Annotated in this window: 28 protein-coding genes; 20 read left to right on the forward strand and 8 right to left on the reverse strand. The window is 53.6% G+C overall.

The window, feature by feature from the left end:
* Positions 1-210: 210 nt before the first annotated feature.
* From HXW73_RS13610 to HXW73_RS13620, 3 genes are all read left to right on the forward strand, one after another.
* Positions 211-2,493 (forward strand): PqqD family peptide modification chaperone, encoded by a 2,283-nt coding sequence (locus tag HXW73_RS13610; protein ID WP_186253604.1) that lies wholly within the window; start codon positions 211-213, stop codon positions 2,491-2,493.
* A 57-nt stretch (positions 2,494-2,550) separates the two neighbouring features.
* Positions 2,551-2,814: a hypothetical protein gene (locus HXW73_RS13615; RefSeq protein ID WP_186253605.1), complete on the forward strand. Its 264-nt coding sequence runs from the start codon at positions 2,551-2,553 to the stop codon at positions 2,812-2,814.
* Positions 2,815-2,891: 77 nt separating this feature from the next.
* The gene (locus tag HXW73_RS13620) at positions 2,892-3,458 is read left to right on the forward strand and encodes a DinB family protein (protein WP_186253606.1); all 567 of its coding nucleotides are present in this window, start codon (positions 2,892-2,894) and stop codon (positions 3,456-3,458) included.
* A gap of 310 nt (positions 3,459-3,768) precedes the next feature.
* On the opposite strand, the gene HXW73_RS13625 is transcribed toward HXW73_RS13620, so the two are convergent.
* The gene (locus HXW73_RS13625; protein ID WP_186253607.1) at positions 3,769-4,611 is read right to left on the reverse strand and encodes a cysteine hydrolase family protein; all 843 of its coding nucleotides are present in this window, start codon (positions 4,609-4,611) and stop codon (positions 3,769-3,771) included.
* A gap of 104 nt (positions 4,612-4,715) precedes the next feature.
* Between HXW73_RS13625 and HXW73_RS13630 the strand changes: the two genes are divergently transcribed.
* Positions 4,716-5,624, forward strand: a complete 909-nt coding sequence (locus HXW73_RS13630) for a helix-turn-helix domain-containing protein (RefSeq protein ID WP_186253608.1) — start codon at positions 4,716-4,718, stop codon at positions 5,622-5,624.
* A gap of 575 nt (positions 5,625-6,199) precedes the next feature.
* Here HXW73_RS13630 and HXW73_RS13635 read toward each other — a convergent pair.
* Entirely contained in the window at positions 6,200-6,706 is a 507-nt protein-coding gene (locus HXW73_RS13635) for a YHS domain-containing (seleno)protein (protein WP_240538638.1), read from the reverse strand.
* Positions 6,707-6,928: 222 nt separating this feature from the next.
* Here HXW73_RS13635 and HXW73_RS18060 point away from each other — a divergent pair, with 222 nt between their 5' ends.
* The 3 genes from HXW73_RS18060 to HXW73_RS13650 all read left to right on the forward strand — a co-directional run bounded on the left by HXW73_RS18060 (position 6,929) and on the right by HXW73_RS13650 (position 8,947).
* On the forward strand, positions 6,929-7,072 hold the full coding sequence (locus HXW73_RS18060; RefSeq protein ID WP_446719013.1) for an aldehyde dehydrogenase family protein: 144 nt from the start codon (positions 6,929-6,931) through the stop codon (positions 7,070-7,072).
* A gap of 355 nt (positions 7,073-7,427) precedes the next feature.
* Complete coding sequence (locus tag HXW73_RS13645; RefSeq protein ID WP_186253610.1) at positions 7,428-8,099, forward strand: TVP38/TMEM64 family protein; 672 nt, start codon at positions 7,428-7,430, stop codon at positions 8,097-8,099.
* 89 nt (positions 8,100-8,188) lie between these two features.
* The gene (locus HXW73_RS13650; protein WP_186253611.1) at positions 8,189-8,947 is read left to right on the forward strand and encodes an alpha/beta hydrolase family protein; all 759 of its coding nucleotides are present in this window, start codon (positions 8,189-8,191) and stop codon (positions 8,945-8,947) included.
* Positions 8,948-8,974: 27 nt separating this feature from the next.
* Here the strand turns inward: HXW73_RS13650 and merR are convergent, their stop codons facing one another.
* Positions 8,975-9,421: an Hg(II)-responsive transcriptional regulator gene (merR, locus tag HXW73_RS13655; RefSeq protein ID WP_240538639.1), complete on the reverse strand. Its 447-nt coding sequence runs from the start codon at positions 9,419-9,421 to the stop codon at positions 8,975-8,977.
* 71 nt (positions 9,422-9,492) lie between these two features.
* Between merR and merF the strand changes: the two genes are divergently transcribed.
* The 11 genes from merF to HXW73_RS13705 all read left to right on the forward strand — a co-directional run bounded on the left by merF (position 9,493) and on the right by HXW73_RS13705 (position 17,944).
* The gene (gene merF / locus HXW73_RS13660; RefSeq protein WP_186253612.1) at positions 9,493-9,732 is read left to right on the forward strand and encodes a mercury resistance system transport protein MerF; all 240 of its coding nucleotides are present in this window, start codon (positions 9,493-9,495) and stop codon (positions 9,730-9,732) included.
* 5 nt (positions 9,733-9,737) lie between these two features.
* Positions 9,738-11,141, forward strand: coding sequence for a mercury(II) reductase (gene merA / locus HXW73_RS13665; protein ID WP_186253613.1), 1,404 nt, complete (start codon positions 9,738-9,740; stop codon positions 11,139-11,141).
* Positions 11,142-11,305: 164 nt separating this feature from the next.
* A complete protein-coding gene (locus HXW73_RS13670; RefSeq protein ID WP_186253614.1) occupies positions 11,306-11,521 on the forward strand; it encodes a hypothetical protein in 216 nt (71 codons plus the stop codon).
* 290 nt (positions 11,522-11,811) lie between these two features.
* Positions 11,812-13,485 carry an FMN-binding glutamate synthase family protein gene (locus HXW73_RS13675; protein WP_186253615.1) on the forward strand — a complete coding sequence of 558 codons (1,674 nt, stop codon included), beginning with the start codon at positions 11,812-11,814 and terminating at the stop codon, positions 13,483-13,485.
* Positions 13,482-13,646 carry a thiamine pyrophosphate-binding protein gene (locus HXW73_RS13680; RefSeq protein WP_222105008.1) on the forward strand — a complete coding sequence of 55 codons (165 nt, stop codon included), beginning with the start codon at positions 13,482-13,484 and terminating at the stop codon, positions 13,644-13,646. The genes HXW73_RS13675 and HXW73_RS13680 overlap by 4 nt, the downstream gene beginning before the upstream one ends.
* Complete coding sequence (locus tag HXW73_RS13685; protein WP_186253616.1) at positions 13,633-13,875, forward strand: hypothetical protein; 243 nt, start codon at positions 13,633-13,635, stop codon at positions 13,873-13,875. Before HXW73_RS13680 ends, HXW73_RS13685 begins: the two co-directional genes overlap by 14 nt.
* Before the next feature lie 85 nt (positions 13,876-13,960).
* Positions 13,961-14,089 carry a hypothetical protein gene (locus HXW73_RS17965; RefSeq protein WP_274600564.1) on the forward strand — a complete coding sequence of 43 codons (129 nt, stop codon included), beginning with the start codon at positions 13,961-13,963 and terminating at the stop codon, positions 14,087-14,089.
* Between the two features lie 227 nt (positions 14,090-14,316).
* The gene (locus tag HXW73_RS13690; protein ID WP_186253617.1) at positions 14,317-14,988 is read left to right on the forward strand and encodes a TVP38/TMEM64 family protein; all 672 of its coding nucleotides are present in this window, start codon (positions 14,317-14,319) and stop codon (positions 14,986-14,988) included.
* Between the two features lie 79 nt (positions 14,989-15,067).
* Entirely contained in the window at positions 15,068-15,961 is an 894-nt protein-coding gene (locus tag HXW73_RS13695; protein WP_186253618.1) for a haloalkane dehalogenase, read from the forward strand.
* A 371-nt stretch (positions 15,962-16,332) separates the two neighbouring features.
* Entirely contained in the window at positions 16,333-16,548 is a 216-nt protein-coding gene (locus HXW73_RS13700) for a hypothetical protein (RefSeq protein WP_186253619.1), read from the forward strand.
* Positions 16,549-16,642: 94 nt separating this feature from the next.
* Positions 16,643-17,944 carry an IS1380 family transposase gene (locus HXW73_RS13705; protein WP_186253620.1) on the forward strand — a complete coding sequence of 434 codons (1,302 nt, stop codon included), beginning with the start codon at positions 16,643-16,645 and terminating at the stop codon, positions 17,942-17,944.
* 498 nt (positions 17,945-18,442) lie between these two features.
* Here HXW73_RS13705 and HXW73_RS13710 read toward each other — a convergent pair whose 3' ends face one another.
* Both HXW73_RS13710 and HXW73_RS13715 read right to left on the reverse strand, forming a co-directional pair.
* Entirely contained in the window at positions 18,443-19,126 is a 684-nt protein-coding gene (locus HXW73_RS13710) for a DsbA family oxidoreductase (RefSeq protein WP_186253621.1), read from the reverse strand.
* 73 nt (positions 19,127-19,199) lie between these two features.
* Positions 19,200-19,751 carry a carboxymuconolactone decarboxylase family protein gene (locus HXW73_RS13715; RefSeq protein ID WP_186253622.1) on the reverse strand — a complete coding sequence of 184 codons (552 nt, stop codon included), beginning with the start codon at positions 19,749-19,751 and terminating at the stop codon, positions 19,200-19,202.
* 211 nt (positions 19,752-19,962) lie between these two features.
* On the opposite strand from HXW73_RS13715, the gene HXW73_RS13720 reads away from it, so the two are divergent.
* Positions 19,963-20,562 carry a TetR/AcrR family transcriptional regulator gene (locus HXW73_RS13720; RefSeq protein WP_186253623.1) on the forward strand — a complete coding sequence of 200 codons (600 nt, stop codon included), beginning with the start codon at positions 19,963-19,965 and terminating at the stop codon, positions 20,560-20,562.
* Positions 20,563-20,783: 221 nt separating this feature from the next.
* On the forward strand, positions 20,784-21,245 hold the full coding sequence (locus HXW73_RS13725) for a DUF302 domain-containing protein (RefSeq protein ID WP_186253624.1): 462 nt from the start codon (positions 20,784-20,786) through the stop codon (positions 21,243-21,245).
* Between the two features lie 166 nt (positions 21,246-21,411).
* On the opposite strand, the gene HXW73_RS13730 is transcribed toward HXW73_RS13725, so the two are convergent.
* The 3 genes from HXW73_RS13730 to HXW73_RS13740 form a co-directional block, all read right to left on the reverse strand.
* Positions 21,412-22,479 (reverse strand): L,D-transpeptidase family protein, encoded by a 1,068-nt coding sequence (locus tag HXW73_RS13730; RefSeq protein WP_186253625.1) that lies wholly within the window; start codon positions 22,477-22,479, stop codon positions 21,412-21,414.
* Positions 22,479-23,270, reverse strand: coding sequence for a prolipoprotein diacylglyceryl transferase (gene lgt / locus HXW73_RS13735; RefSeq protein ID WP_186256030.1), 792 nt, complete (start codon positions 23,268-23,270; stop codon positions 22,479-22,481). The genes HXW73_RS13730 and lgt overlap by 1 nt, the downstream gene beginning before the upstream one ends.
* Positions 23,271-23,841: 571 nt before the next feature.
* A complete protein-coding gene (locus HXW73_RS13740; protein ID WP_186253626.1) occupies positions 23,842-24,210 on the reverse strand; it encodes a hypothetical protein in 369 nt (122 codons plus the stop codon).
* Positions 24,211-24,285: the final 75 nt, after the last annotated feature.

Consider the following 24,285-nt stretch of genomic DNA (forward strand, 5'->3'; position numbering starts at 1 on the left):
AAGTGATTTTTTGGCATAAGAGTATCGTTAAAACCATTATCCGACCAACGGCACCGGTACTATGTTAATTCGGTACTATGTTAATTCGGGACTATGTCGATTCGGGACTATGTTGATATCAAGGATCTGCCGGAAAATTCTTTGCCAATTCCCTGTAAGCATTCGCGTTGAACGGCCACTCACTCAGTAACGACTCGCAAGGAGCCCAGGATGAGCGCGTATTCCTCGACATCAAAATACTTCTGGCTAAGCGGTAAACGCCATGCCGAGCAGGATCAGTTTTTCCGTCAAACGCTGGAAGCGCAGGGTTGGCAGGAAGGCGACGAACATCACTGGGAAGCCGCCTGGGTGACGGGCATGCCGCCCAAGTCAGCGTTCAAGGCAACGTCGCCCAGCCGGGTTATGAACCACATTCCAGGCAACGCGGCACTGACCGTCAAAAGTCGCCTGCATGCGGGTCTCAGCGCTATGCGCGACCGCACGATGCGCCACTATGATGACGGTCATGCCAATACCCAACGGCTGAATTTTTTCCCGCGCGCCTACGAAATGCCCCACGACTACCCGGCGCTGGTGGAAGACGCAGAAACGCATCCTGAAAAACGCTGGATATTGAAGCCGACCAACGCCTCCAAAGGCCAGGGGGTTCAGGTTCTCCACGACCCGACAACCGCCCCCTTGGCCCCCAACTGGCTGGTACAGGAGTACGTTGCCAACCCGCATACCATCCGCGGGCATAAGTACGTGCTGCGGCTTTATATGCTGATCGCCAGTATTGATCCACTGCGTGTCTACCTCTACCGCCAAGGCTTTGCCAAACTGGCCTCTGAGCCTTGGGATCCTGACGATTACGATAATCCGTTTAGCCAACTGACCAACCCTGACATCAACGCCCTCAACCTGGATGCCGAGGTACCGGTTGAATTTATCGATCTCGACCGATACCGCCAGTGGCTACGTGAACAAGGGCACGACGATCAAGCACTATTCCGCCAGTTGCATGATGTTGCCACACTGACGGCACTCTCAGGCGTCGACACGATGCGTCAGCGCTCCCAGCAAGACGAGGCTGACCCACGCGGCTGCTATGAACTCGTCGGCTTGGACTGCTTGATTGACGACCAGCTCAAACCATGGATATTGGAGTGCAACCTCAGCCCCTCATTGGGGACTTGCGCCAAGCCCGAGCACGGCGGTGTCGTCGAGGAAGCCGTCAAGCGCGATCTTGTAAGCGATATGATTGCCCTGATGGGGCTGGATCAACCGCCCCGCGAAGCAGCGACTTTCGATGCCGCTGCGCTGGCGGCCGAGCGAGGACGCGCCGGTGGGTTCGTACCGCTGTATCCCGCGCCAGACGTTAGCCGCTATCAGCCATTCATCGGACTGCCCAGCTTGGCGGATTATCATTTGGCCGCTGATCAGTATAATCAGGTAATGCGTTTTAAAGCCCATGACGTCAGCGAGATTATCGAAGGCGAACGCCTAGCACTTTATCACCATACCAGCGGCCACTATTTTCAGTTGAATGACAGTGCCGCGTTGATCTGGCTGCTGGCAAGCGAAGGCGAAACGCCTGACACAATTCTTGAGCACCTGCATGCCGCAAGTGGCGGGCAAGTAGAAACTCCTTCGCTGGAAAACGACCTATGGAACACACTTTCCTTCTGGTGGCAGAAAGGCCTACTCGCCCCCGACGATCGTGAAACATCAGCGGCTGGTACGAATAGCCCCTCCCGCAAGCACCCGGACACCTGGCACGGCACGCTGTTCTTTGACCAGCGCCGCTTTTCGCTCAGTGCGCCACAAGGTCCGGTAGCAAAACGCATTGCCGACACACTGGCACCGCTACTGGAAGCCGGTGAGACAATCTCTGACACGTCGCTGCATGTCCTGGAAAGCGCCAACGGCTATTGCCTGACTAGCGACAGTCGGGTGATTCGCTCGCGCTTGCACCTTGACGACATCGTTCCCGTCATTACACAGCACTGCTTGTACAACGCTGTGTGTGACCGGCACCTGGTGCTCGATGTTGTCCTGCTGAGCCGAGAGGAGAGACATATCGCCTGCATCTTGCCTGCCCGGGATTCTGGCCAAGCACTGGTCACGCTCAGGGACATAGCGGAACAGAACGGCTTTGCTCTGACACGCGGTGCTCGTCTCTCACTGGCAGCGCCCGACAGCCTGGAACCGCTTAACCTGCCTCTGAAAGATACCGGGTTCTTATTTCAGGAACGCGGTTCTTGTGGCGGGCTTCTATGGCTGGATGCGGAGCATAGCGACGCCCATGAGGCACCCTCGTCGCTGGCGTTGTTAGGCGCCCTGCTGCCTGTTGCTATAGAGCACGATCAAGGATTAAGCCCGGCTGCCTTAGCCGCGCTGCAACAAATGACACAAGGCCCGCACTGCGCTCGACTGGCCACTACACAGGTCGAAGTCATTACCCAGTGGCTTAACCAAACACTGTCTTTACCTTCTTCCCAGGCCGCGGTCTAGCGGCAGGAAGACGCGCCATCTGGCGCATTTGCTAGCAATACCAAAAGGAGAAGCAACATGTCTCAACACGAAGCGAAACGTCGTTTACTGAGCCGTCTCAGCCGTCAGTTCGGCTATACCGCGCCTGCACTAGCTCTGGTAGCAAGTGGTCTGGCCTTTCAGGCCCAGGCCGACGAACCCACCGAAGGGTTCACCTCAATGCAGGAAGCACCCATGATGCTCGCCGAAGGCGGCGCTGAGGGTGAAGCTGAAGCCGAAGGTGAAGGTGAAGGTGAAGGTGAGGGAGAAGCAGAAGGCGAAGGCGGTGCTGAAGCCGGTTAACACCAGCCCTGCACGCCGAAGTAAATGCTTCTGTGCCGGTGTCCGCACCGGCACACTTCACCGAGAGGATAACGACCATGTCGACATCATCACTGTCGCCAATGATTGACGAAAACGTGCAAACACTTGCGCAGCTAGCCGAGCTATTGGGCAACGTGTCTGCACAAGACTACCAACGCCCGCTCGGCGCCAAGGCGACTCAGTCGCTGGGCAAGCACGTTCGCCATATCCTTGAACACTACCAGACCCTGCTAGATGCCTGCACGACAGCACCCACTCAGGCTACCTTCGATTATGAACAGCGCCAGCGGGAAACCGCGCTGGAAACTCAGCCTGACCGCGCAGGTGAACGCATTGAATCTCTGCAGGCGGGGCTGAAAGCATTATGCTCAATGTCTCAGGATACCCCTTTAACACTCAGCTACCCGATTAAGAGCGACCAAGCTGAAAGCGCGGCTGCACTGCCCACCAGCCTGGGCCGTGAACTGGCGTTTTTAACCAGCCACAGCATCCATCATATGGCGCTGCTGGGCCTGCTTTGCGAACAGTTGGGTATTACGTTACCCGACGATTTTGGCGTTCATCCGTCGACGCTGCGCTATTGGGCACAGAAGAGTAATTTTCAAAACCGTAAATCCGGATAAAAGTAAAGACGGCTGATCACGAAAGCTGTAGAAATTATCTACTTTTGACAGTTAAAAAATTTCTCAGCAGTTTATAAAGTATCTGTATAAATGTTCAGCGCGCAAGCAGTAACAATGACGACCAAATTCTATTCAACACATAAAAATCAGTCATTAATTAGTTTTTTACATTAAAAAGGAAAATACGTCCAGTGGTGGCATGACATTTCTTTAAATCGCTAACCATCAACTATTCAACTCCAGAAAGTTGAAAATCCAACTTTCTGGAGAGACTATTTACCTTATTAATTATATTGCTCTTTTTATTTTTTCAGCCCTGCAATTTAGCAACAGTTTCGTCGGTACTCCAAAGCGCATTAGCAATAAACCTAAAATTAGTCAATGCCGCCAAATAACCATCTCCTTCAGGCAATTTTGCCGCGGCAGTAGCGTCGCGCACAACGACAACTTCAAACCCTTGCTCTAATAGCTCTCGCAAGTGCGATTCGACACATAAATTTGCCGACATGCCAGCCAAAATAACCTGATCAATGCGACGTTTACGTAGCTGAAGTGCTAGATCATTTTGCTCAGGACCGTAAATTTTATGTGGAGACGTAATAATTGTCTCACCATCTTCAATATATTCTTTATATTGCGGCATGAAATCAGCGCCAGTGTTACGCGGCAAAGCTGAGAGCGGATTTTCACGATCAAACATACCAATGCCATGCATCATTTTTTCTAGCGGACCGCCGAACGTCCACTGATGATCGTGCGGATAGTAAAAATGAGGCGACACCGCTACCGTTACACCCCGCTGTTTAGCGGCCTCGAATAAACGGCGAATGTTTTCTACCGTGTTGTGTTCCTGTACGCTTTCCCCAACAACTTGCCAGGTCACCCCATCGGGGCTTAAGAAATCCACTTGGGGGTCAGTGACAACCAAGGCTGCGCGACTAATATCCAACTGGAATCCTGTTTCGGGTAAAGCCCCTTCTGCTGGCGAAGCATATGGATCTTTTTCAGCGCCTTGTGCCATCGCAGCGCTTGAAAAACCGCCCACTGTGGCAGCTGTAATACCGGCAAGACCTCCCGCCAATACACGGCGTCGTCCTTCATCTACTTTATGCAATGTGGCTACCGGTTTCTGGTCACTATGATGGTTGCACATAAAGAAAATCCTCTTGAAGTGTTTTACCCTAGTGATTCTAGATACAAATACTGCAGCAAAAATCCTAGAAGCGTGCTATATCGTTCGGATCATTGGTGATTGTTATGCTTGAAAACACTCTTAAAGACTTATTGATCAATGTCACTTCATTTGCCGTGTGCGACATACGACGCGGCTGGCCGTTGCAGACACCCCAGCTTGGTACAGTATCGCTTCATTACATATTGCGCGGGAGGGGCAGTATGATAGACCAAGATCATAATCGAACGTTACTCAATGCTGGCAGTTTAGTTATATGCCCACCCGACTACTCTCTCACCATTGACGAGATTGCAGGCGAACCATTTGGCATTAATCAATGCACACCTGCACATTCGCCGCATTGGATACGCACTCATACCGATACAACACTGCCAGGCGTTGTCATTTTATGTGGCTTGTTGGAAGTCGACTCACTGACTGGCGGCTCACCCTTTGACCGCTTGCACGTCCCTATTTACCTTGAAAATTCGAATGCAGATATCCGGCACCTTTTTCATCAATTATTTCAAGAACTAGAATTATCAACGCTTGGCACCACCGCAATGCTCGAAGCCTTAATGAAACAATGTTTCATTCTTTTGCTGCGCGAGCTCCAGGCGAATACACCAGAACATCCATGGCTATTAACATTGGAAGCACCGGAACTACGCAATGCAATTGAGGCCATGACACAAAACAGAATGCAACGTTTGAACATTGACCAACTCGCCGAGCGCTGTCATATGAGTCGGACCGTCTTTATTGAACGTTTTAAACGTGCTTTTGGGATGCCGCCACAGCGATTTTCAACCGAACTACGTCTTCGTTACGCCGCGCGCCTTTTAAACACCACCTCACTGACAATCCAGCGGATTGCCGAACGCTGCGGCTACCTGAGTCGTAGTCAATTCAGCACCGCTTTTAAGGCCAAGTTTGGCGATGATCCAGACACTTATCGCAAAAAACTCAGCCCTGCTAAGGATGGTAATTGATTCCCTCTGCGCTATTATTCATCATTGTGTAACGCTCAAATTAAGGAGCATGATGCGTTTTCTTGCGAATTGTCTTCATATTCACACACGCCGCTTTAGCCAAACTGCCAATCGACAGTGGCCATAATTTTTTCTGTATGTTCCTTGACCGCACAAACGATGAGTCCCTGAACACTATAAAGGGTGCGCTGAGCGCGTGACATGCCTGCGGCCATGTGTCCTCGCATTCCGCAACTACGGCATCATACAAGGACGTATCAAACAGGGCGACGAGGTCCACTGACTTCTTCAAAAAGCCCTGTTCAACCTAAAATCGTGCATCCGCCGAGTGCCTCCGCGAATGACATAGGGATCACTGCCTTAGTTGGACGAGGAAGAGGCGAGAGCCGCTTCTACAGTTTCCAAGCGGAATCAATCGTTTGCCGACGAACTCGCGTACTTATTGCGCAATAACAAGATCGATTGATTCACCGGACTCTCAGACACATGCTTAGTCATGTGCTCACTAGTCTGGATGACAATCCTATATCGACTTTTGAATGCCACTTTTGCCTCTGATATGGCGCGATAGTTGGTCATGAATCGACGATGATCTGAGCCCAGCGTTCGTCGCCCTTTTTGATAAAGCCGGGGATATCTTGTTCCCATCGCTGCTGTATAGCGTCGCTATAGTTGAGATAGAGCGTGCCGTCGACGATGTGCCAGGCATGAGGATCAATCGACCAGAGTTCACCTTTCTCAGCCACCGCCCAAGCGCAGTAGCCACCATAGGCTGGCGCATACATCTCCGGTTTAGCCGCAAAGCGCTCACGGTGCTCGGCGTTGGCGAAGTGCCACGTCACGCCGTTCCATTCAAACGCGTGCGCCGAACTGCCAGCGACCGGCTTATCTGCCGTGAAATAGGCGACAGGATCATAACCCCGGATGGCGATGCCGTCTTCAGCAAAAACAGGCTCCGCTTCGGCAACGGGTGACGCCGCAGGCCACAGCTGAACAGCACCAAAACCTAGCAACGCAACCAGAAACACACCCAATATGCCATAGCGGCGCCATGAGCGAGGCGACTGTTTGTTGTTCTGCATGTCATAGTCTCCTGCAAGTTGCTGTGTATTCGATCTCATCTGCTCTTGGCAGATAGCATACTAAGCTAAGATTAAACCCACTGGCATTTACGTGCTATCCGAAGTTTACCGTAAGCTGAGGTAGGCCCTACTAAACCGCAAGCCTTGTGAGAACTCGCATTGGCTGCAGGGGATGGTCACTCGAAACGTGCCCAGTCCCCTAGCAACTGCTATACACCAACTGTGTTGTTTGATCCGCTGGTTCACGCGCGCGTGAGCACTGAAGAGATTTTCGGGCCGGTGGTGTATATTTACCCTTATACCGATCTGCCGCGGGCCATTGAAAGGGCTAATAGCTTACCCTATGCGTTCCAGACAGCAGTTTAAACAGACTTACTGCACATTACCGAGCAGGTATTTGCCGGCATTGATGCCTCGGCAGTAATGGTCAATCTGCACACCGCATTCCAGACTGACGGCATGCCGTTTGGCGGCCTCAAGCGCTCCGGCTAAGGCCTAGGAGGCATGCCGTACAAGATTGGATCGAAAAGATGCTGGTGTGGAACACTAAGACCTGAGTCCCCATTGGCCAGCCGCATCTACTGAACGGAATCCTGGCGGGCCTAGCCGTCAGTATTATCCAGCTGGATCGATCTCCCACTTCTCGACCCGGTTGTCGGCAAAACTCACGGCCCACACCGTTCCGATTGCTCATCGTTTCCAGCTGCGAAATAGAGGTTGAATGGCACTTAGAATCACCATCTTGCTGGTGGTAACCATCGCGCTTGCAGGCGCTTGGTGGTTGTTACAGCTATTGGGCCTACCCTCGGGGTTCAGCCCAGATATCCTTGCGCAATGGCTGAAGAGTCAGGGGGCGATTGGGCCACTGCTGCTTATGCTGCTGATGATCATTGCCGTTGTGGTTGGCCCGATCCCTACACTGCCGCTCAGCGCTACCGCAGGACTCGCCTTCGGGATTATTCCTGGCACCGCCATCGCGGCCACCGGTGCACTGCTGGGGGCCATGGCGGCGTTCTGGATTGCCCGATGCTTGGGGCGCGAGGTGGTCTGCAAACGCTTCCCGGACAACCCCTTGCTGGCGAGCGATGGATCCCAACGCTTTCTGACCTTTGCCATCCTGCTGACCCGGCTGATACCGGTTTTTTCCTTTGCCTTGATCAGTTATGCCGCTGGCGTCACCGCAATCCACGCCTGGCGCTTTGCCCTTGCCACATTCGTCGGCATGCTGCCCATGACCGTCGTATTTGCTGGACTAGGGAACAGCTTCACGCTGAACCCAGTACTGACGGTTGTCGCGGGGCTGGCTATCCTGGCGGTTATGGTGTGGTTACCCTGGTTTATCAGCCACCGCCCCAAGTCCCGGCTGGCCCGTTGGCTGAACCTTCACCAATAACAACCAGAATTTTACATGCGATGTCCCCAAAAAATCGGACATCATGCCTTGGTTTACCCTCGACCTGAAAATATATAAAGGAAAATGCCATGACACGATCCAAAGTAGAATTCACTAACACACAAGGGCAGAAACTGGCTGGTTTGCTGGAGCTTCCCGACCAAGGCAAACCCAGAGCCATAGCCTTGTTCGCCCATTGCTTCACCTGCGGTAAGGACATTGCCGCCGCGTCTCGCATCGCACGGGCGCTCGCCAAACATGACATTGGCGTGCTGCGTTTTGATTTTACCGGCTTGGGTAACAGCGACGGGGACTTCGCCAATACCAGTTTTTCGTCCAACCTTGACGATCTTGTTGCCGCCGGTGAATTTCTTGAGGAACATTACCAGGCCCCCCGCATCCTGGTTGGTCACAGCCTTGGTGGGGCCGCCGTACTGGCCGTGGCCCATCGTATGGAATCGGTTGAGGCGATTGCTACCATCAGCGCACCGGCCACCGCCCAGCATGTGCGACACCTGTTTGATGACAAGGCCGGCGAGATCCAGGATGCGGGCGTGGCCGAGGTAACCCTTGCCGGGCGAGAGTTCCAGGTAAAGCGGCAGATGCTGGCGGACCTTGAGCAATGGAATACCCCGGATCATATCGGCAACCTGCATAAGGCACTGGTTATTTTCCATTCCCCGGTGGATCAGATCGTGGATATAAGTGAAGCGGCCACCATCTTTCAGGCTGCCAAACACCCGAAGAGCTTTATCTCCCTGGACAACGCTGATCACCTGCTTTCCAAGCCAATAGATGCTGACTATGTGGCGGAAATGCTGGTGGCCTGGTCGAGCCGCTATTTGTGAGTTCGTTGCACGGGGATTGTTTCCCGGTCATATCTCCGCGCTATTGTCCAAGAAGTCAGTTTTACCCTGTAGCGAATGAATCATCGGACATCGCTGCGGGTCGTCACTGCACCGGCAACGCTCAACCAGGTCTCCAAGCGTCGCCTCCATCTGCAGCAGACCGGCTATCCTGCCCCGCACATCAACCAGTTTGTGCTCGGCCAGCGACCGAGCCTGATCACAATGGGTGCCGTCTTCCAGTTTCAGCAATTCACCAACCTCTTCCAGGCTGAACCCCAGCCACTGGGCCGAGCGGATGAAATGCAGCCGGGCAACGGCATTTTCATTATAGCGCCGGATACCGCCCAAAGGTTTCTGCGGAACCGGTAGCAGCCCCCTCCGCTGGTAATAGCGGATGGTTTCCACATGGGTTCCAGCTTTTTTTGCCAGGGTGCCGATGGTCATGGTCGTTGTGGACATGGATGCTGTGGCCATTGCCATTGACTCCGTAGTCAGGTACGGAAGTAAGGTTAACCTATCTACTCGTATACTGACACGGAGTAAATATGAAAAATCCCAAAACCCTCCTGCGGGTGAGCGTGATCGGCACCCTAATGATTGCGCTTTGCTGCTTTACACCGATATTGGTTGTTTTGCTTGCAGCAGTAGGCCTGGCGGCGCTGACCGGCTATCTCGATTATGTGCTCTTGCCCGCCCTGGTCTTTTTTATTGGCCTGACCTGCTATGCCGTATGGCGCAAGAAGAAACACGACGCCTGCTGTAATAGCCCGTCGACCAAGGAGTAACGTTCATGAATGACAACAACCTGCATATTGCCGTGATCGGCAGCGGTGGCGCGGCCATGGCTGCCGCCCTGAAAGCCGCCGTGCGCGGTACTCGAATCACCCTGATCGAACGCGGCACCATCGGTGGCACCTGTGTGAATATCGGCTGTGTGCCCTCGAAGATTCTGATCCGTGCTGCGCGCATTGCCCATCTGCGCAAGGAGAGCCCTTTCGACGGCGGCCTTAGCGCCCAGGCGCCCGTGGTTGATCGGGCGTCACTGTTCACGCAACAGCAGGCCCGTGTCGAGGAACTCCGGGATGCCAAATACGAGGGAATTCTAGGCGACCATTCCGCCATCACGGTGCTGCACGGGGAGGCCCGGTTTGCCGATGCCCAGCACCTGACGGTCACCCTGACAAAGGGTGGCGAGCAGACGATTCACTTCGATCGCGCCTTTATCGGCACCGGCGCCCGCCCGGCGCAGCCGCACATACCGGGTCTGGCGGACACGCCCTACCTGACGTCAACCAGCGCGCTGGAACTCGCTGCTATACCCGACCGACTGGTAGTGATCGGGGCCGGATTTGTGGCGCTGGAGCTGGCCCAGGGCTTTGCCCGGCTGGGCAGTCAAGTCACACTGCTGGCTCGCAGCCGACTGCTATCGAGCGAAGATCCAGCGATTGGCGATGCGGTGGACGCCGCGTTTCGCCGCGAAGGCATCGAAGTGCTCAACCAGACCCAGGCGAGCAGGGTGGACTACAGCGATAATGAATTCGTGCTGGAGACCAATACCGGAACCTTGCGGGCCGACCAACTGCTGGTGGCCACTGGACGCACGCCGAACACCGAGACGCTGAACCTTAATGACATCGGCGTAGAAACCGCCCAGGGCGCGATTCAGGTGGATAGACACCTGCAAACAACAGTGCCGGGCATCTACGCCGCCGGCGACTGTACCGATCAGCCGCAGTTTGTGAACGTGGCCGCCGCCGGGGGCAGCCGCGCCGCCATCAACATGACCGGCGGCGAAGCTACCCTGGACCTCAGCGCCATGCCGGGCGTGATTTTTACTGATCCCCAGGTGGGCACAGTGGGCCTTACGGAAGCCGAGGCGCAAGAGCATGGTTACGCTGTCGATACCCGCATCCTCGACCTGGAAAACGTGCCCAGGGCGCTGGTCAACTTCGACACCCATGGTTTTATCAAGATGGTGGCTGACCGCGATTCGGGACGTTTACTGGGCGTGCAGGCGGTCACAGCCGAGGCGGGTGAACTGATCCAGACCGCCGTGATGGCAATTAGGGCCAGGATGACCGTGCAGGAAGTGAGTGACGAGCTGTTTCCCTATCTGACTATGGTGGAAGGCCTCAAGCTCTGCGCTCAGACCTTCACCAAGGATGTCAAGCAGCTATCCTGCTGTGCGGGCTAAACATTTTCTCTATGTCCTAATCAGTAGGCATAAGGTCGCCGCTTGGTTATTAAATAAGTCTGTAAGTTTTTTGCATAATCTTCCACAAATAACCAAGACTGAGCAACACCTCAATCTGTTGTCAGTTCTACAGCTTCCACTACATGATACTACGAGGTGTAACCATGAAAATGAAAATGATAACCACTGGCTTATTTGCAACCCTGATGGCGGGTTCTGCTCTGGCCATGGACTCTGCGGCCCTTGAGGAGCACATGGCCGAAATTAACGAAAACTACATCGAGACTGCTGAAGAAGAAGGTAAGACCAAAGCCCTCGAAGAAAAAGTTGCAGAGCTTGAGGCTATGATCAAGATGTTACTCGACGATCAAGATACCTAATGCCATCCAGGTCACTGATGTGATACTTCGAGCCTCTGCGCCTTCGCCGAGGCTCGTTATATTATGGTAACAATTAACGCGACAGGCGAAAATCGCCACGGTGTTGGCTTTTATATATTACGTATGTCTATTGCTTTCTCTCCCTAGTTTATTGAAATAATGCAAAAAGAGATGAGAGCCCTGTAACAAGAACATCAAATAGCTGCCATGTTAGGCATGGATAACGACCATAACAGAACAGCGATGCCCCCTGGCAGGAAAGCTTCAACCTCGCTGCAAAAGAGGCCAGCATGCTCAAAACGTATCTCGCTCTGTCCACACTCTTTTTCGCTGCCCTGTTTCTGCTGTGCTACCTATGGCCACCGGCGCTCTGGCTGATGATATTGGTGCTGCCGTTATTTTTTCTAGGGCTCTACGACACTCTGCAAAAGCATCACAGTCTCTTGCGTAACTTCCCTTTGATCGGACGAGGCCGCTGGATCATGGAGGCCCTAAGGCCTTTCTTTCGCCAGTACTTTGCCGAATCAGACACAGACGGTACGCCCATCAACCGCATGTTCCGCAATGTCGTTTATCAGCGGGCCAAAGGCGTACCCGATGCCGTTCCCTATGGTACCCGAGTGGACGTTAATCATTCAGGCTATGAGTGGATCGGTCATTCGCTCTCGGCGATTACCGGCCAGGAAGTAGATGAGTTGCGCGTCACTATCGGTGGGCCCGATTGCCGCCAACCCTACAGTGCGAGCATTTTAAATATCTCCGCCATGAGTTTTGGTGCCTTGAGCCGCAATGCCATATTGGCGCTCAACCGCGGTGCCAATATGGGTAACTTTTATCACAACACCGGCGAGGGCGGCATCAGCCCTTACCATCTCGAAGAAGGTGGCGACCTGGTCTGGCAGATCGGCACCGGCTACTTCGGCTGTCGAACCAACGAGGGTAACTTCGATGCAGACAAGTTCAGGGAAAAGGCCCAACTCGATACCGTCAAAATGATCGAGATCAAATTGTCCCAAGGCGCAAAACCGGGCCACGGCGGTATATTGCCTGCTGGCAAAAACACCGAGGAAATCGCCCGCATACGCGAGGTGCCGGCTGGCGTGCAAGTGGACTCGCCTCCCACCCACCGGGCTTTCAATAACCCCCGTGGGCTGATGGAATTTATCGCTCAGTTGCGCGAACTTTCGAGTGGCAAGCCCATAGGTTTCAAGCTGGCGTTGGGGCGCGAAAGCGAATTTATCGCCCTTTGCAAAGCGATGGTTTCCACCGGCACAACGCCGGATTTCATTACCGTGGACGGCGGTGAGGGCGGTACCGGGGCAGCACCGCTTGAGTACACCAACTCGGTCGGCATGCCCCTGCGCGAAGCCTTGGCGTTTGTGGAGAACTGCCTGATCGGCTTTGGCCTGCGCGAGCGCGTCAAGTTGATCGCCTCGGGCAAAGTTTTTACCGGTTTTCACCTGCTCAAGCACCTGGCGCTGGGTGCCGACCTGTGCAACAGCGCCCGCGGCATGATGCTGGCCCTGGGTTGCGTGCAGTCGCTGACCTGCCACAGCGACCACTGCCCCACCGGCGTGGCTACCCAGAACCCCAAGCTCTACAAAGGGCTGGTGGTCACCGACAAAGCCGCCAGAGTAGCTCAGTTTCACGAAAAAACTCTGATGGCCACAGCCGATCTGCTGGGTTCCACCGGGCTCAGACACACACGTCTGCTCAACCGCACGCACCTGCACCGCCGGGTCAGCCAATTTGAGATACGCCGCTACGACCAGATATTTCCTTATGTGCCGGCCGGTTCGCTACTGAGACCAGAGCACGCGCCCGAGCGCTACAGCGCTTATCTTAAGGAGGCCAGCCCTGACTCCTTTCAACCCAACCAAGAGGTCACGCAGATCGAAAACAGTGAGTCGAACGCCTCAGACCGCAAAACCGAAGATCAAACAATAGGAGCACACATGCCATGAAGGCGTCCGAGCTATTCGTCCAGGCACTGGAAAGTGAAGGGGTGAAGTATATTTTTGGGGTGCCGGGCGAAGAGAACCTAGATTTCTTGAACGCACTCAAGGATTCTTCCATCCGGCTGATTTTAACCCGTCACGAGCTGGGCGCAGGTGATTCATGTTAACTACGTGACCCCGGCGGTGGATGCGGTCTACTACCCTCAGCAGGGAGTCATTGGCGATATCGCCAACAGCCTGGAGCGCCTGGTGCTCAGCCTGCGTCAGCTTATGCCTAAGGCGGCATCGTGGCGCTGGATAGTGGCATTTACAAAATCTGGTTTGCTCGCAACTACAGGGCTCAACCCAATACAGTGGTGCTCGACAACGCTCTGGTCAGCATGGACGCCGGCCTGAAAGCGCAGACGACTTCGAACAGCTACTGCAACATTGCCTGACTGAACCGGGCCATGGTTGCCTCGTAAAAGAAGGAAATAAGAACATGAATAAGCTTGAAGTAACCTCGCCGTTCGATGGCAAAGTCATCGGAGAAGTGCCGTTAACCGATGCCAATGACATTGAGCATGCTCTGCAAACCTCACATAGCGTTTATTGCGATAAGTCCTTCTGACTGCCGCTAGTTTGGAATGCTAAGGTTTGAGTATCCATTGGCTATCCGCGTCTACTGGTCGGCATACTGGCAGACCTGACCGTCAGTGTTATCCAACTGGATCGATAGCCTAGTTTGAGGCTTCATTCAGTTTACTTGTTAGGCTCCTACTTCTTGACCCGGATGCCGGCAAGACTCACTGCCCGTTCCGATTGCTCATCGTTTCCGGCTGAAAAAAGAGAGGTTGAATGGCACTTAGAATCGCCATCATGCTGGTGGTAACCATCGCGCTTGCAGGTGCCTGGTGGCTGTTACAGCTATTGGGCCTGCCGTCGAACTTCAGCCCGGATGCCCTTGCGCAATGGCTGAGGACTCAGGGGGCGGTTGGGCCACTGCTGCTTATGCTGCTGATGATCATTGCCGTTGTGGTTGGCCCGATTCCGACGCTGCCGGTCAGTGCTACTGCAGGCCTGGCCTTCGGGATTTTTCCTGGCACCGTCATAGCGGCCATCGGCGCGCTGCTGGGGGCCATGGCGGCGTTCTGGATTGCCCGGTACCTGGGGCGCGAGGCGATCTGCAAACATTTCCCGGACAATCCGGTACTGGCGAGCGATGGCTCCCAACGTTTTCTGACCTTTGCCATCTCGCTGACCCGGCTGATACCGGTTTTCTCCTTTGCGCTGATCAGTTATGCCGCTGGCGTCACCGCCATTCACGCCTGGCGCTTTGCCCTCGCCACATTGACCGGCATGCTGCCTATGACGGTGGTGTTTGCGGGACTGGGAAACACTCTTACATTGAATCCGTTACTGACGGTCGTCGCAGGGCTGGCTATGCTGGGGGTTATGGTGTGGTTGCCCTGGTTCATCAGCCACCGTCCCAGGTCCAGGCTCGCCCGCTGGCTGCACCTTAATCAATGAAAGGAAAAAACTCGCCAATTTACATTGACCTATGAGCTATACACAGGTTGTATGCTTTAGAAATTATCAAAGCGCTTAAATGATGACCATTGAAAAACCCGAGGACTTCACCTACCCCTCGCACTTCGCGGATGTACTGAGTTCGCGCATGCATTACGTGGAACACGGCACTGGCGACCCGATACTCTTACTGCACGGGCAGCCTACTTGGTCTTACCTGTGGCGGAATATTCTGCCGGCACTTGAGGGTAAGGGCCGTTTGATTGCCGTTGACCTGATCGGCTACGGGATGTCGGACAAGCCCGATATTGCCTACGATATTGACGATTTTATCCGTTATCTGGACGGCTTTATTGAAGCCCTAGGGCTGGACCGCATCACCATCGTCTGCCACGACTGGGGGTCGTTTTTCGGCTTCCATTACGCCCACCGCCACCCCGAGCGCATCAAGGGGTTGGCGTTTATGGAGGCCATGCTGACGCCGATAACCGAGTATGAGGCCTTCGACCCCCAGACCCGGGCGTTTTTCCAGACCCTGCGGGCATCACAGGCCAATGCCGAACGCATGATGATGGACGAAAACCAGTTTGTGGAGGGTATCCTGCCGGCCATGATTTGCAGACAACTGGAAGCCCACGAACTCGACGCTTATCGCGCCCCCTGGACGGACCGGCAATCGCGCCGCATTCTGTGCAAATTCCCGCAGAACCTGTGCATCGGCCAAGAGCCCGCCACCATCTACCAGAAACAAACGGCCTACATGGAATGGCTACAGCAGACCAACTTGCCCAAGCTGCTGATTCACGCAGACCCCGGCCTTATGATTCCCGCACAGGCCGCGGAATCATATTGCCAACAACTGCCAAACCTGGAAACCACGTTTGTGGGATCAGGCCTGCACTACATTCAGGAGGACCAGCCGAGAAAAATCGGCCAGGCCATCGTCGATTGGATGAATCGCTACGGGTTATAGCGGTTCATCCAATACCCAGTTAACCGTACCATCAACAAACCACTGCCCAGGTGTTCGCCGATTTCCCACATGCCGCTCCACACGCGCCAGCGGCGGCGGAATCTCTATTATATCAACATTGAGGCAAGCACCAGCGTATCCTCGGCAAACCATGGCAGCAGCCCGAGTTGGTAAGTCGTTCTGTGCAGGTCCGACTCGACATTCGCCATGGTTTTTCTCTATGTCCCAATCAGTGGGCATACGGTCGCCGCTTGGATATCAAACAGACCTGTAAGTTTCTTGCGTCATCTCCCACATATAACTACGATTAGACGGTAAGCAATCTTACGTTGAATCTACAAGCCCAATGTTTGATACAGTGAGGTATAACCATGAATATGAAAGTAATAACCACGGGACTGTTTGCAACTCTTATGGCGGGCTCTGCCTTAGCCATGGACTCTGCGGCCATTGAGGAGCACATGGCCGAAATTAACGAAAACTACATCGAGACTGCTGAAAAAGAAGGTAAAACTAAAGCCCTCGAAGAAAAAGTTGAAGAGCTTGAGGAGATGATCCAGATGTTACTCGACGATCAAGATAGCTAACCCGAATTTCTCACGGCGCATAAAAGAAAGCGGCTGAAAGTGTTAAAGTTTCAGGGCCTTACACCAAAAACCAACACCAACAGCCGCTTCCAAAATGGTACCTGAAAAACTGACCTTCTCGCCACTCTCACGCCGCCAAATTGAAGCCGATTTCTCCGGTGGCCACATTACCTCCGATGCCGGATTGCTCCTGCTTCGCGAAGTCGATAAACAACATCGCCTGACGCGTCGTTTGGCCTCGGTGCTTCATGATCCCCGTGCACCCGAACAGGTTCGCCATAAGCTCGACACCCTAGTTCGCCAGCGGGTGTTCGGCGTGGCCGCTGGCTACGAAGATTTCAACGATCATGAAGCGCTCCGCTATGATCAGGCGCTTCAGACGGCGCTCGGTGAAGCGGCTGCACTGGCAGGCAAGTCCACGCTGTCCCGGATAGAGCAGAACGCCGATCGACAAGCGATGGTGAAGGCCCATGAGTTGCTCTGGCATCACTTCATTGAACAGCATGACGAACCACCGAAAGAGATCGTACTGGACTTTGACGGCACCGATATTCCTGTACACGGCGAGCAACCCGGCAAGTTCTTTAATCGCTATTACGATCACCACTGCTACTTCCCACTGTATGTCTTCTGTGGGCGCCACTTACTGGTGAGCTATCTGCGCACCAGTGACCGCAGCGACAGCCGCCATAGCTGGGCTATCCTCGCCTTACTGGTACGCTTTATCCGCCAGTACTGGCCCGATACCCGTATCGTGTTACGCGGTGATAGCCACTTTTGCCGTCCCCGAATGCTGAACTGGTGCGATCGGCATCACGTTGACTACATCGTGGGTATCGGTAAGAACAGTCGGCTGCTCAAGGAAGTGGACGTCCCCATGATGCTGGTGCGCAAGACCCAATGGCAGGTGGGAGGAAAAGTGGCGGAGACGTTCCGTTTTCAGTATCAAGCCCACTCCTGGAAATATCCACGCTGGGTGGTGGCCCGTTTAGAAGAAGGCGAGTTGGGCTCTAATCCCCGGTTTATCATCAGTTCCCGTTACGACGACGGCTTCAAGCTTTACTACGAGCAGTACTGTGCTCGGGGCGATATGGAGAACCGGATCAAGGATCAACAACTGAGCCTGTTCGCTGACCGTACCTCCAGCACTCATTGGTGGGCCAATCAGTGGCGGCTGATCTTGTCGGGCTTCGCCTATACGCTGTTCGAGCGGTTACGCACTTACCTGAAGAAAACACCCTTCGCGCGTATGAGCCCAAGCAACCTGAGGCTTAAGCTCATCAAAGTGGGCGCGGTCATCATCCGCAATACGCGTCGCATCCGAGTACTGATGAGTGACAGCTACCCCTATAAAACGGAACTATCCGATCTCATCAGGCGGTTGGTGCCGAGCTGACTGCTCGGGCGCCCCCGGCCCGGCACAATGGGGGGAAAGGGGGAATTGTGTCTGAACGAAGGAAAGTGGTTAAAAAGTAGGCAATGTAAGCCGTGCAAATAGGTGTTTAGTGGTATTACAGCCTTAGTGCGGTGCTGGCTGAGGCGCTATGAGAAATCCGGGTTAGTGCGGTGCTGGCTGAGGCGCTATGAGAAATCCGGGCTAATGCCATCCAGCTCACTACTGATGTGATATTTCGAGCCTCTGCGACTTTGCAGGGGCTCTTTATATAAGTAATTAACGCGATAGGTAAAAACCTCCATTGAATACCCCTGGCGATCGTGAAGCGGGAAGTCCCGTCGCTACCCAACTGCACCCACTTCACCTTTATCAGGAGTAGTTCTAGCCCGAGATTGGTTTTTCACGGCCGTTGACGCCAACAGACGGTTAAACTGCCCTTGCACTGTATTCATAGTGAGGGCCCTCAAGGTTTTTCTAAGTGCAATTCAGCTCAGAGCGCTATGAGACTTTATCTTCAGGCGGTTTAGGTATGCTGTTAGCGTTTTCTTTGGCCACCTGACGAAGCGAGTCGACAAGCACGTCGGCTGGCTGAGCGCCAGAGATCAGGTAGCGCCCGTCGAGGATGAATCCCGGCACTGCGGTAACCCCTGCCTCCATGAATCGCCGTTCTGCCGCCCGCACTTCGTCCGCATACCGATCGGATCGGGCGATAGCCTCAGCGTCGTCGCCATCAAGGCCGACCTCGATGGCTTTCTCTCGTAGAACCACCGGATCCGCAGGGCGCTTCGCTTCGCCGAAGTAGGCATCAAACAGCGCCAGTTGCAGCGGCGTCTCTCGATTCTGCTCGGCTGCCCAGGCAAGCACACGGTGAGCATCGAAAGTATTATGCGCACGGCGCTCGCGGGCGCCGCGGAAATTCAGCCCCAGTTCTTCGGCCAGCTCCATCATCTCATGCTGAGTCTGTTCGACACTGGCGGCGTCTTGGCCGTACTTGCGGCACAAGTGTTCCAGGATCGGCTCGCCCTCGGGCGACATGTCCGGGTTGAGCTCGAAAGGTTGCCAGACGAGTTCGACATCAATCTCGCCCTCAAGCATCTCCAGCGCCTGCTCCAAGCGCCGGTAACCAATCGCGCACCAAGGGCACGCCACATCGGACACTAGATCGATTCTTAACTTCTGCATGATCAATCTCCTCGTCGACCCCGGGGAGTCGATTTGCCCCGGGATATACACCGGTAACCGTCGTTCAGACGGTTTAGCGGCGGCTCCACTCGTACTGCTGGAACGGCTTATCGATCGGTGTGTCCGCCAGATGATTGGTGTAGTTGCTCATCACCTTTTGCGAGACACCGAGTACAACCTCAAGGATCTGGCGTTTGGTGTAGCCAGCATCGAGGAAGCGCTGAACGGCATCGTCGTCGACGTTACCACGCTCGCGCACCACCGAGAGCGTGAAGTCGCGCAGCGCCTCCAGTTTCGCTGACGGCAGCGGCGTTTCGTTACGCAATGCCTCGGTCACCTCGTCCGGAACGTTGGTCATTTTAGCGATACCCGTGTGAGCCGGTACGCAGTAATGACATTCATGCTCGACATTGATCGTTTGCCACACGACCGTCTGCTCGGTGGCGTCGAAACTGCTCTCAGTAAACAACCGGTGCAGCTCCTGATAGCCCTCCAGCAGGCCAGGCGCCTCCGCCATTACGGCGTGGAGCGCCGGAATCATGCCAAATGCTTTTTCCGAGTTTTCCAGCAGAGGCTGGCTTTCCGCTGGGGCGCTGCTCTTGTCGTGCAGATTGAATTCAGTCATAAGTTCCTCCGTTCGAATGCGAGCGTGGTGGCAGACCAGGCCAAACGCTGATCAGGACCAGAATGGACACATCTGCCTGCACGCTGATACCCAAGATAATTGTTTTTGAGCGATCACTCAAGTTAATATTTGAATGAACACTCAAAAGCAATCGTCACCCGATAGTCGACCGCGCTCAGATAATCAGCGTGAGCCGATTGGAGCACCGTCAATGCCACGTACATCTATCCATACACGCGAGGAATCCCTGGAAAAGGCACTGCACCTGTTTTGGCGCCAGGGCTATGGCGCGACCTCGCTGAAGGATATCGAGCATGCCCTCGACATGCGTCCAGGGAGCATCTATGCGACGTTCGGCAGCAAGGAACAGCTGTTCTCCAGGGCGCTTGACTGCTATGCGGAACGGGCGATGGCTGAGCTGGAGGGCGTGCTATCCGCCGATCCCTCACCCCTCGGGGGTCTTGTAGACTACATCCGTATGCTCGGTGGGCTGCGCGCCCGTGACGAAACCTGCCAAGCCTGCATGCTGGTAAAAATCCTGCTGGAGTTCAGCGAGCGCGAGCAAACTGCCCTTCCGCAGGTCGAGGATCGGCTAGCACGAATGGAGTGTCGATTTATCGAACGCCTAACCGTCGCTCAGGCGGTGGGGGAGATTGCCGCCGATGCTGATCCTCGGCGGCTAGGTCGGCGCCTGCAGGCGGATATTATCGGCTTACGCACCTATGCGCAGCGCAATGTCGATGACCGCGCTGTTCGAGAGCTCGCCGAGGACATTGCCCATGACTGGGAAAAGCTGCGGCAGTCAAATTAATGGTAGACGATGAACGTCATATAAACGCGACGCCGTTACAAAAAGTAGTGCGCGCCATGTAAGGCTATGACTATGATCAACACGAAACAATAGGATCACAACGCACCCCAAAAACCGAGAAATCTCCTATGTCTACCCATTCAAGACGCTTACCTTACAGATCGCTTTACTATTTACCTTCTTTTTCAGATGTAAAACATCGATTAGCGACCCTTCTCGGCATGGCTATGCTACTGAGTTTTTCGCTTACCTCGAATGCTGATCAGCCTACCGATTGGCCTCAGCAAGGCTGGAACGTAATGGTCACCGAGAAACCCTACGCGGTCCTGGTGGAGGACTTGCGCAGCGCGATCTCTGATGCCGACATGTTTGTCGTTACCGAAGCGAGTCCTACGAACGCAGCCGCTCAGCGTGGCGAAACGATTCCCGGCAATCGAGTCATCGGAGTCTTTCGTAACGATTTTGCCGTGCGAATTATCCGCGAAAGCGTACCCGCGATGATTGAAGCACCGCTACGTTTTTACGTGACCGAAGACGCTTCTGGGAGCGCCACCTTATCGTGGAAGACGCCCAGTGACGTCTTCGCTCCCTATAGCCAGGGTGACGATGATGAATTGGCACACATTGCCAGTGAATTGGACGAGCTGTTTACTCGTATCGCCAAAAACGCAACCGACACATAAGGATTTGTTCGAATTAAGGCTCTAACGCTACTGTTCCTGTGCGTCTCACTTGGAACTTGAGACCGCCGTGGAAGGCTCGTCAGACGTGTTCATTATGTGGAACACCTTCATGGAAAGATATTGTCATGAAGGTGTTTTAGTAGGTATAAAACAATTAGCAATGGCTTTAAGTTGAGGGTGTCTGCGATATCATTTGATAAATATTCATACTCGCTGCTTCCTCTTCGCCCTCATCCGGTGCTCGAGTAAGTGACGATAATGCCACTATTTGATCATCCGGCTGATTAAATAGCGCTTGTAGCTGATTATCATCCAGCTCAGCGAGGCTGCCCTCAGACGCCAACAATTGCCAACGCAGCATCGCTTTCAAGGCGTCAACGCTAACCTCATCGCGATCAACCGTTTTAAAGACCTGCACATAGGCATCGCCCTCTTCACTGACGCCTACCTTAACGGGCTGGTCGATAATATTGACTTGAGTACCACTGGGCACATTATCAAATATTGAGGCAATATCCTCTGGATACATGCGTATGCAGCCTCGGCTAGCACGCATGCCAATCCCGTCGGGCTGGTTGGTGCCATGAATCAAATAGCCAGGGATATCCAATAAAATCGCATACTTACCTAACGGATTATCAGGACCGGGAGGAACTACCGCCGGAGCAGGGTCTCCTCGCTCGGCGGCTTCTTGTCGCATAGAGCTCGGCGGATACCACGCTGGATTCTCTAAGCGAATCGTCGTTTTGGTAATGCCAAGCGGCGTGTTATAGCCTTCACGACCAATTCCGATAGGGTAAGTTTCAACCCATGGCGTTTCACCCTGCTTGACCTCCGGGTAATAATATAGCCTCAGCTCAGCGACGTTAATCACAATTCCCTTACGCGCTTCGTTAGGCAAAATATGGCGTCGTGGGATGGTAACAGTAGTTCCCTTTCCCGGCAGCCACACACTGACCTCTGGGTTTGCAGAAAGAATTTCTTCATAGCCCACGTTGCGCGCACGAGCAATATCAACAAGTGTATCTTCTTGACTGGCCACTACTTGGTAATCTTGACCGACAATATCGCCCTTTTCAGGGATAGGATAATGGCTGTTGCCAGGAACCTCTTTCTCATCGCCATAAACCAATAAAGGCCATGTCGACACACTCACAGCAGCCATACTACATACAGCGAGTGCGCTCTTTTGTAAAAAAACACGACGTGTAGTGGTGTTCATTAAGCTCATCATTAAGCTCCTTTAACGCAAGCAACAGGTTGGGAACGAGACCACAGGATTAAGGCTGCTCCAACTAATAACATGGGTAGTGTCAGCAAATGGCCCATGGTGACCCAATCAAAGGCGATGAACCCAAGGTGCGCATCGGGCATACGCACAAACTCCACCGCAAAGCGGAAAACGCCATAACCGAATAAAAAAGCACCGGATAGCAGACCTCTTCGGCGTGGGCGGCATGACAACCAGAAGAGCACAACGAACAGCACTGCCCCTTCAAACACCATCTCGTATAATGCTGAAGGGTGGCGTGGCTCAGGCCCTACCTGCGGAAATATCAGCGCCCAAGGCACATCGGTTATACGGCCAGGCAGCTCCTGGTTGATAAAGTTGCCTAACCGCCCAGCGCCTAAGCCAATAGGCGCTAGAGGAGCAATAAAATCCGCCATATCGATAAAGGCGATACTCTTTTTACGTGCGAAAAATAGCATCGCAACGACGACACCCAGCAAGCCGCCATGGAAGCTCATGCCTCCATCCCATACCTGGAACACCCACAGTGGGTTACTTAGCCACTGCTCCATGCTGTAAAAAATGGCATAACCCAATCGCCCACCTACGATTACACCTATGGCGCTATAAAAAATCAGATCGCTTATATCTTCTTTACCAAGGCCAAGATAATCAGCGCGTAGACGGCCAAGCCACCACGCTGATAAAAAACCCACTACGTACATCAAGCCGTACCAATGGATTACAAGCGGCCCAACCGCCACCGCAACAGGATCGATAACAGGATATTCCATTGCTTTCTCCGTAATTGCTAAACACAAATACCCCAACCCTACGTGCCACTAATACACAAACAATGAGGGGGTATCGAAATAACGATTAGAGCTGCAATGAAACGCGAGGAGGTTTATCCAAACGTTCAGGAAGTAACTGGGGATAAGGCTGACATATCAGCCAACTTGGGGAATGGGTCGATATAGTGCCAGTTATTGAACTGGCTCCGACGGGCGTATAGGGAGAACAAGAAGCTTCTGAATGTTCATCAACATACGAATCCGCAGCACAATGGAGATCAGCAGCATGGGCGGGAACATCAAGCAAACAGCTGGCTTTAGCGGCACTGCTTACACCAGTGCCTGAGGTAGCAACTAATGCTATCAAAACGATGGCAACGAGTAGCTTGACGCTCACGCTATGCATTTACCGCCACACTAATTTTCATTAAGCACCCTTTTATTTAGTAACGGGATAACCAACTTATTTGTAACACAAAAAGAACGATCAGTCTAAAGTCCCAATGACTAAGAATGACCTGTCCTCGCACCGCCTGAGCTACCATGGCGGTGCGATGTGTTGGCGCAGAATTTAGCCGCGCGTACCTCGTATCAGGTTATCAGAATGCTCTGTATGAGCATTCTGTTGAGACACGGTCGGGTTGTCATTGACCATGATGCGATCACGATGCATTCCTTCCCGTGTGCCTCCCAATAGAGGACTCCCAACTTCAATCGTCGTGCGGTAGTGAGCCTCAGGGCTCTCTATGACCCGGCCACCTTCCGTTTCAACACGGTACTGCTGGCTACCTTCCCGCGTACCACCAAGGATCGGGCCACCGGTGTCGAAGCGAGCTTGGTTTATAGCTGATGAGTTATTGGCAAATGCTAACGGGCTTGCGAACATACCCACGCAAAGACCAATGACGCATACCTTTTGAGTTAGATAATTAGTTAACATGTCGTTCTCCTTCTTTTAAATTACAGATGGCTTAACGCTAAAGCATAAAAATAACCTTAGCTTCAAGCGATTTTT

The sequence above is a fragment of the Halomonas sp. SH5A2 genome (genome assembly GCF_014263395.1).
Taxonomy (GTDB): Bacteria; Pseudomonadota; Gammaproteobacteria; order Pseudomonadales; family Halomonadaceae; genus Vreelandella.

Excerpts from the sequence above, each read along its gene's own strand:
- HXW73_RS13695 (WP_186253618.1), top strand. The coding sequence starts at position 15,068 with ATGATGACCATTGAAAAACCCGAGGACTTCACCTACCCCTCGCACTTC.
- HXW73_RS13705 (WP_186253620.1), top strand. The coding sequence starts at position 16,643 with ATGGTACCTGAAAAACTGACCTTCTCGCCACTCTCACGCCGCCAAATT.
- HXW73_RS13620 (WP_186253606.1), top strand. The coding sequence starts at position 2,892 with ATGTCGACATCATCACTGTCGCCAATGATTGACGAAAACGTGCAAACA.
- HXW73_RS13635 (WP_240538638.1), bottom strand. The coding sequence starts at position 6,706 with ATGCAGAACAACAAACAGTCGCCTCGCTCATGGCGCCGCTATGGCATA.
- lgt (WP_186256030.1), bottom strand. The coding sequence starts at position 23,270 with ATGGAATATCCTGTTATCGATCCTGTTGCGGTGGCGGTTGGGCCGCTT.
- HXW73_RS13720 (WP_186253623.1), top strand. The coding sequence starts at position 19,963 with ATGCCACGTACATCTATCCATACACGCGAGGAATCCCTGGAAAAGGCA.
- HXW73_RS13625 (WP_186253607.1), bottom strand. The coding sequence starts at position 4,611 with ATGTGCAACCATCATAGTGACCAGAAACCGGTAGCCACATTGCATAAA.
- HXW73_RS13630 (WP_186253608.1), top strand. The coding sequence starts at position 4,716 with ATGCTTGAAAACACTCTTAAAGACTTATTGATCAATGTCACTTCATTT.
- HXW73_RS13690 (WP_186253617.1), top strand. The coding sequence starts at position 14,317 with ATGGCACTTAGAATCGCCATCATGCTGGTGGTAACCATCGCGCTTGCA.
- HXW73_RS13645 (WP_186253610.1), top strand. The coding sequence starts at position 7,428 with ATGGCACTTAGAATCACCATCTTGCTGGTGGTAACCATCGCGCTTGCA.
- HXW73_RS13680 (WP_222105008.1), top strand. The coding sequence starts at position 13,482 with ATGAAGGCGTCCGAGCTATTCGTCCAGGCACTGGAAAGTGAAGGGGTG.
- HXW73_RS13710 (WP_186253621.1), bottom strand. The coding sequence starts at position 19,126 with ATGCAGAAGTTAAGAATCGATCTAGTGTCCGATGTGGCGTGCCCTTGG.
- HXW73_RS13740 (WP_186253626.1), bottom strand. The coding sequence starts at position 24,210 with ATGTTAACTAATTATCTAACTCAAAAGGTATGCGTCATTGGTCTTTGC.
- HXW73_RS13650 (WP_186253611.1), top strand. The coding sequence starts at position 8,189 with ATGACACGATCCAAAGTAGAATTCACTAACACACAAGGGCAGAAACTG.
- HXW73_RS17965 (WP_274600564.1), top strand. The coding sequence starts at position 13,961 with ATGAATAAGCTTGAAGTAACCTCGCCGTTCGATGGCAAAGTCATCGGA.
- HXW73_RS13700 (WP_186253619.1), top strand. The coding sequence starts at position 16,333 with ATGAATATGAAAGTAATAACCACGGGACTGTTTGCAACTCTTATGGCG.
- HXW73_RS13675 (WP_186253615.1), top strand. The coding sequence starts at position 11,812 with ATGCTCAAAACGTATCTCGCTCTGTCCACACTCTTTTTCGCTGCCCTG.
- HXW73_RS13670 (WP_186253614.1), top strand. The coding sequence starts at position 11,306 with ATGAAAATGAAAATGATAACCACTGGCTTATTTGCAACCCTGATGGCG.
- HXW73_RS13725 (WP_186253624.1), top strand. The coding sequence starts at position 20,784 with ATGGCTATGCTACTGAGTTTTTCGCTTACCTCGAATGCTGATCAGCCT.
- merA (WP_186253613.1), top strand. The coding sequence starts at position 9,738 with ATGAATGACAACAACCTGCATATTGCCGTGATCGGCAGCGGTGGCGCG.
- HXW73_RS13730 (WP_186253625.1), bottom strand. The coding sequence starts at position 22,479 with ATGATGAGCTTAATGAACACCACTACACGTCGTGTTTTTTTACAAAAG.
- HXW73_RS13615 (WP_186253605.1), top strand. The coding sequence starts at position 2,551 with ATGTCTCAACACGAAGCGAAACGTCGTTTACTGAGCCGTCTCAGCCGT.
- HXW73_RS13610 (WP_186253604.1), top strand. The coding sequence starts at position 211 with ATGAGCGCGTATTCCTCGACATCAAAATACTTCTGGCTAAGCGGTAAA.
- merR (WP_240538639.1), bottom strand. The coding sequence starts at position 9,421 with ATGGCCACAGCATCCATGTCCACAACGACCATGACCATCGGCACCCTG.
- merF (WP_186253612.1), top strand. The coding sequence starts at position 9,493 with ATGAAAAATCCCAAAACCCTCCTGCGGGTGAGCGTGATCGGCACCCTA.
- HXW73_RS13715 (WP_186253622.1), bottom strand. The coding sequence starts at position 19,751 with ATGACTGAATTCAATCTGCACGACAAGAGCAGCGCCCCAGCGGAAAGC.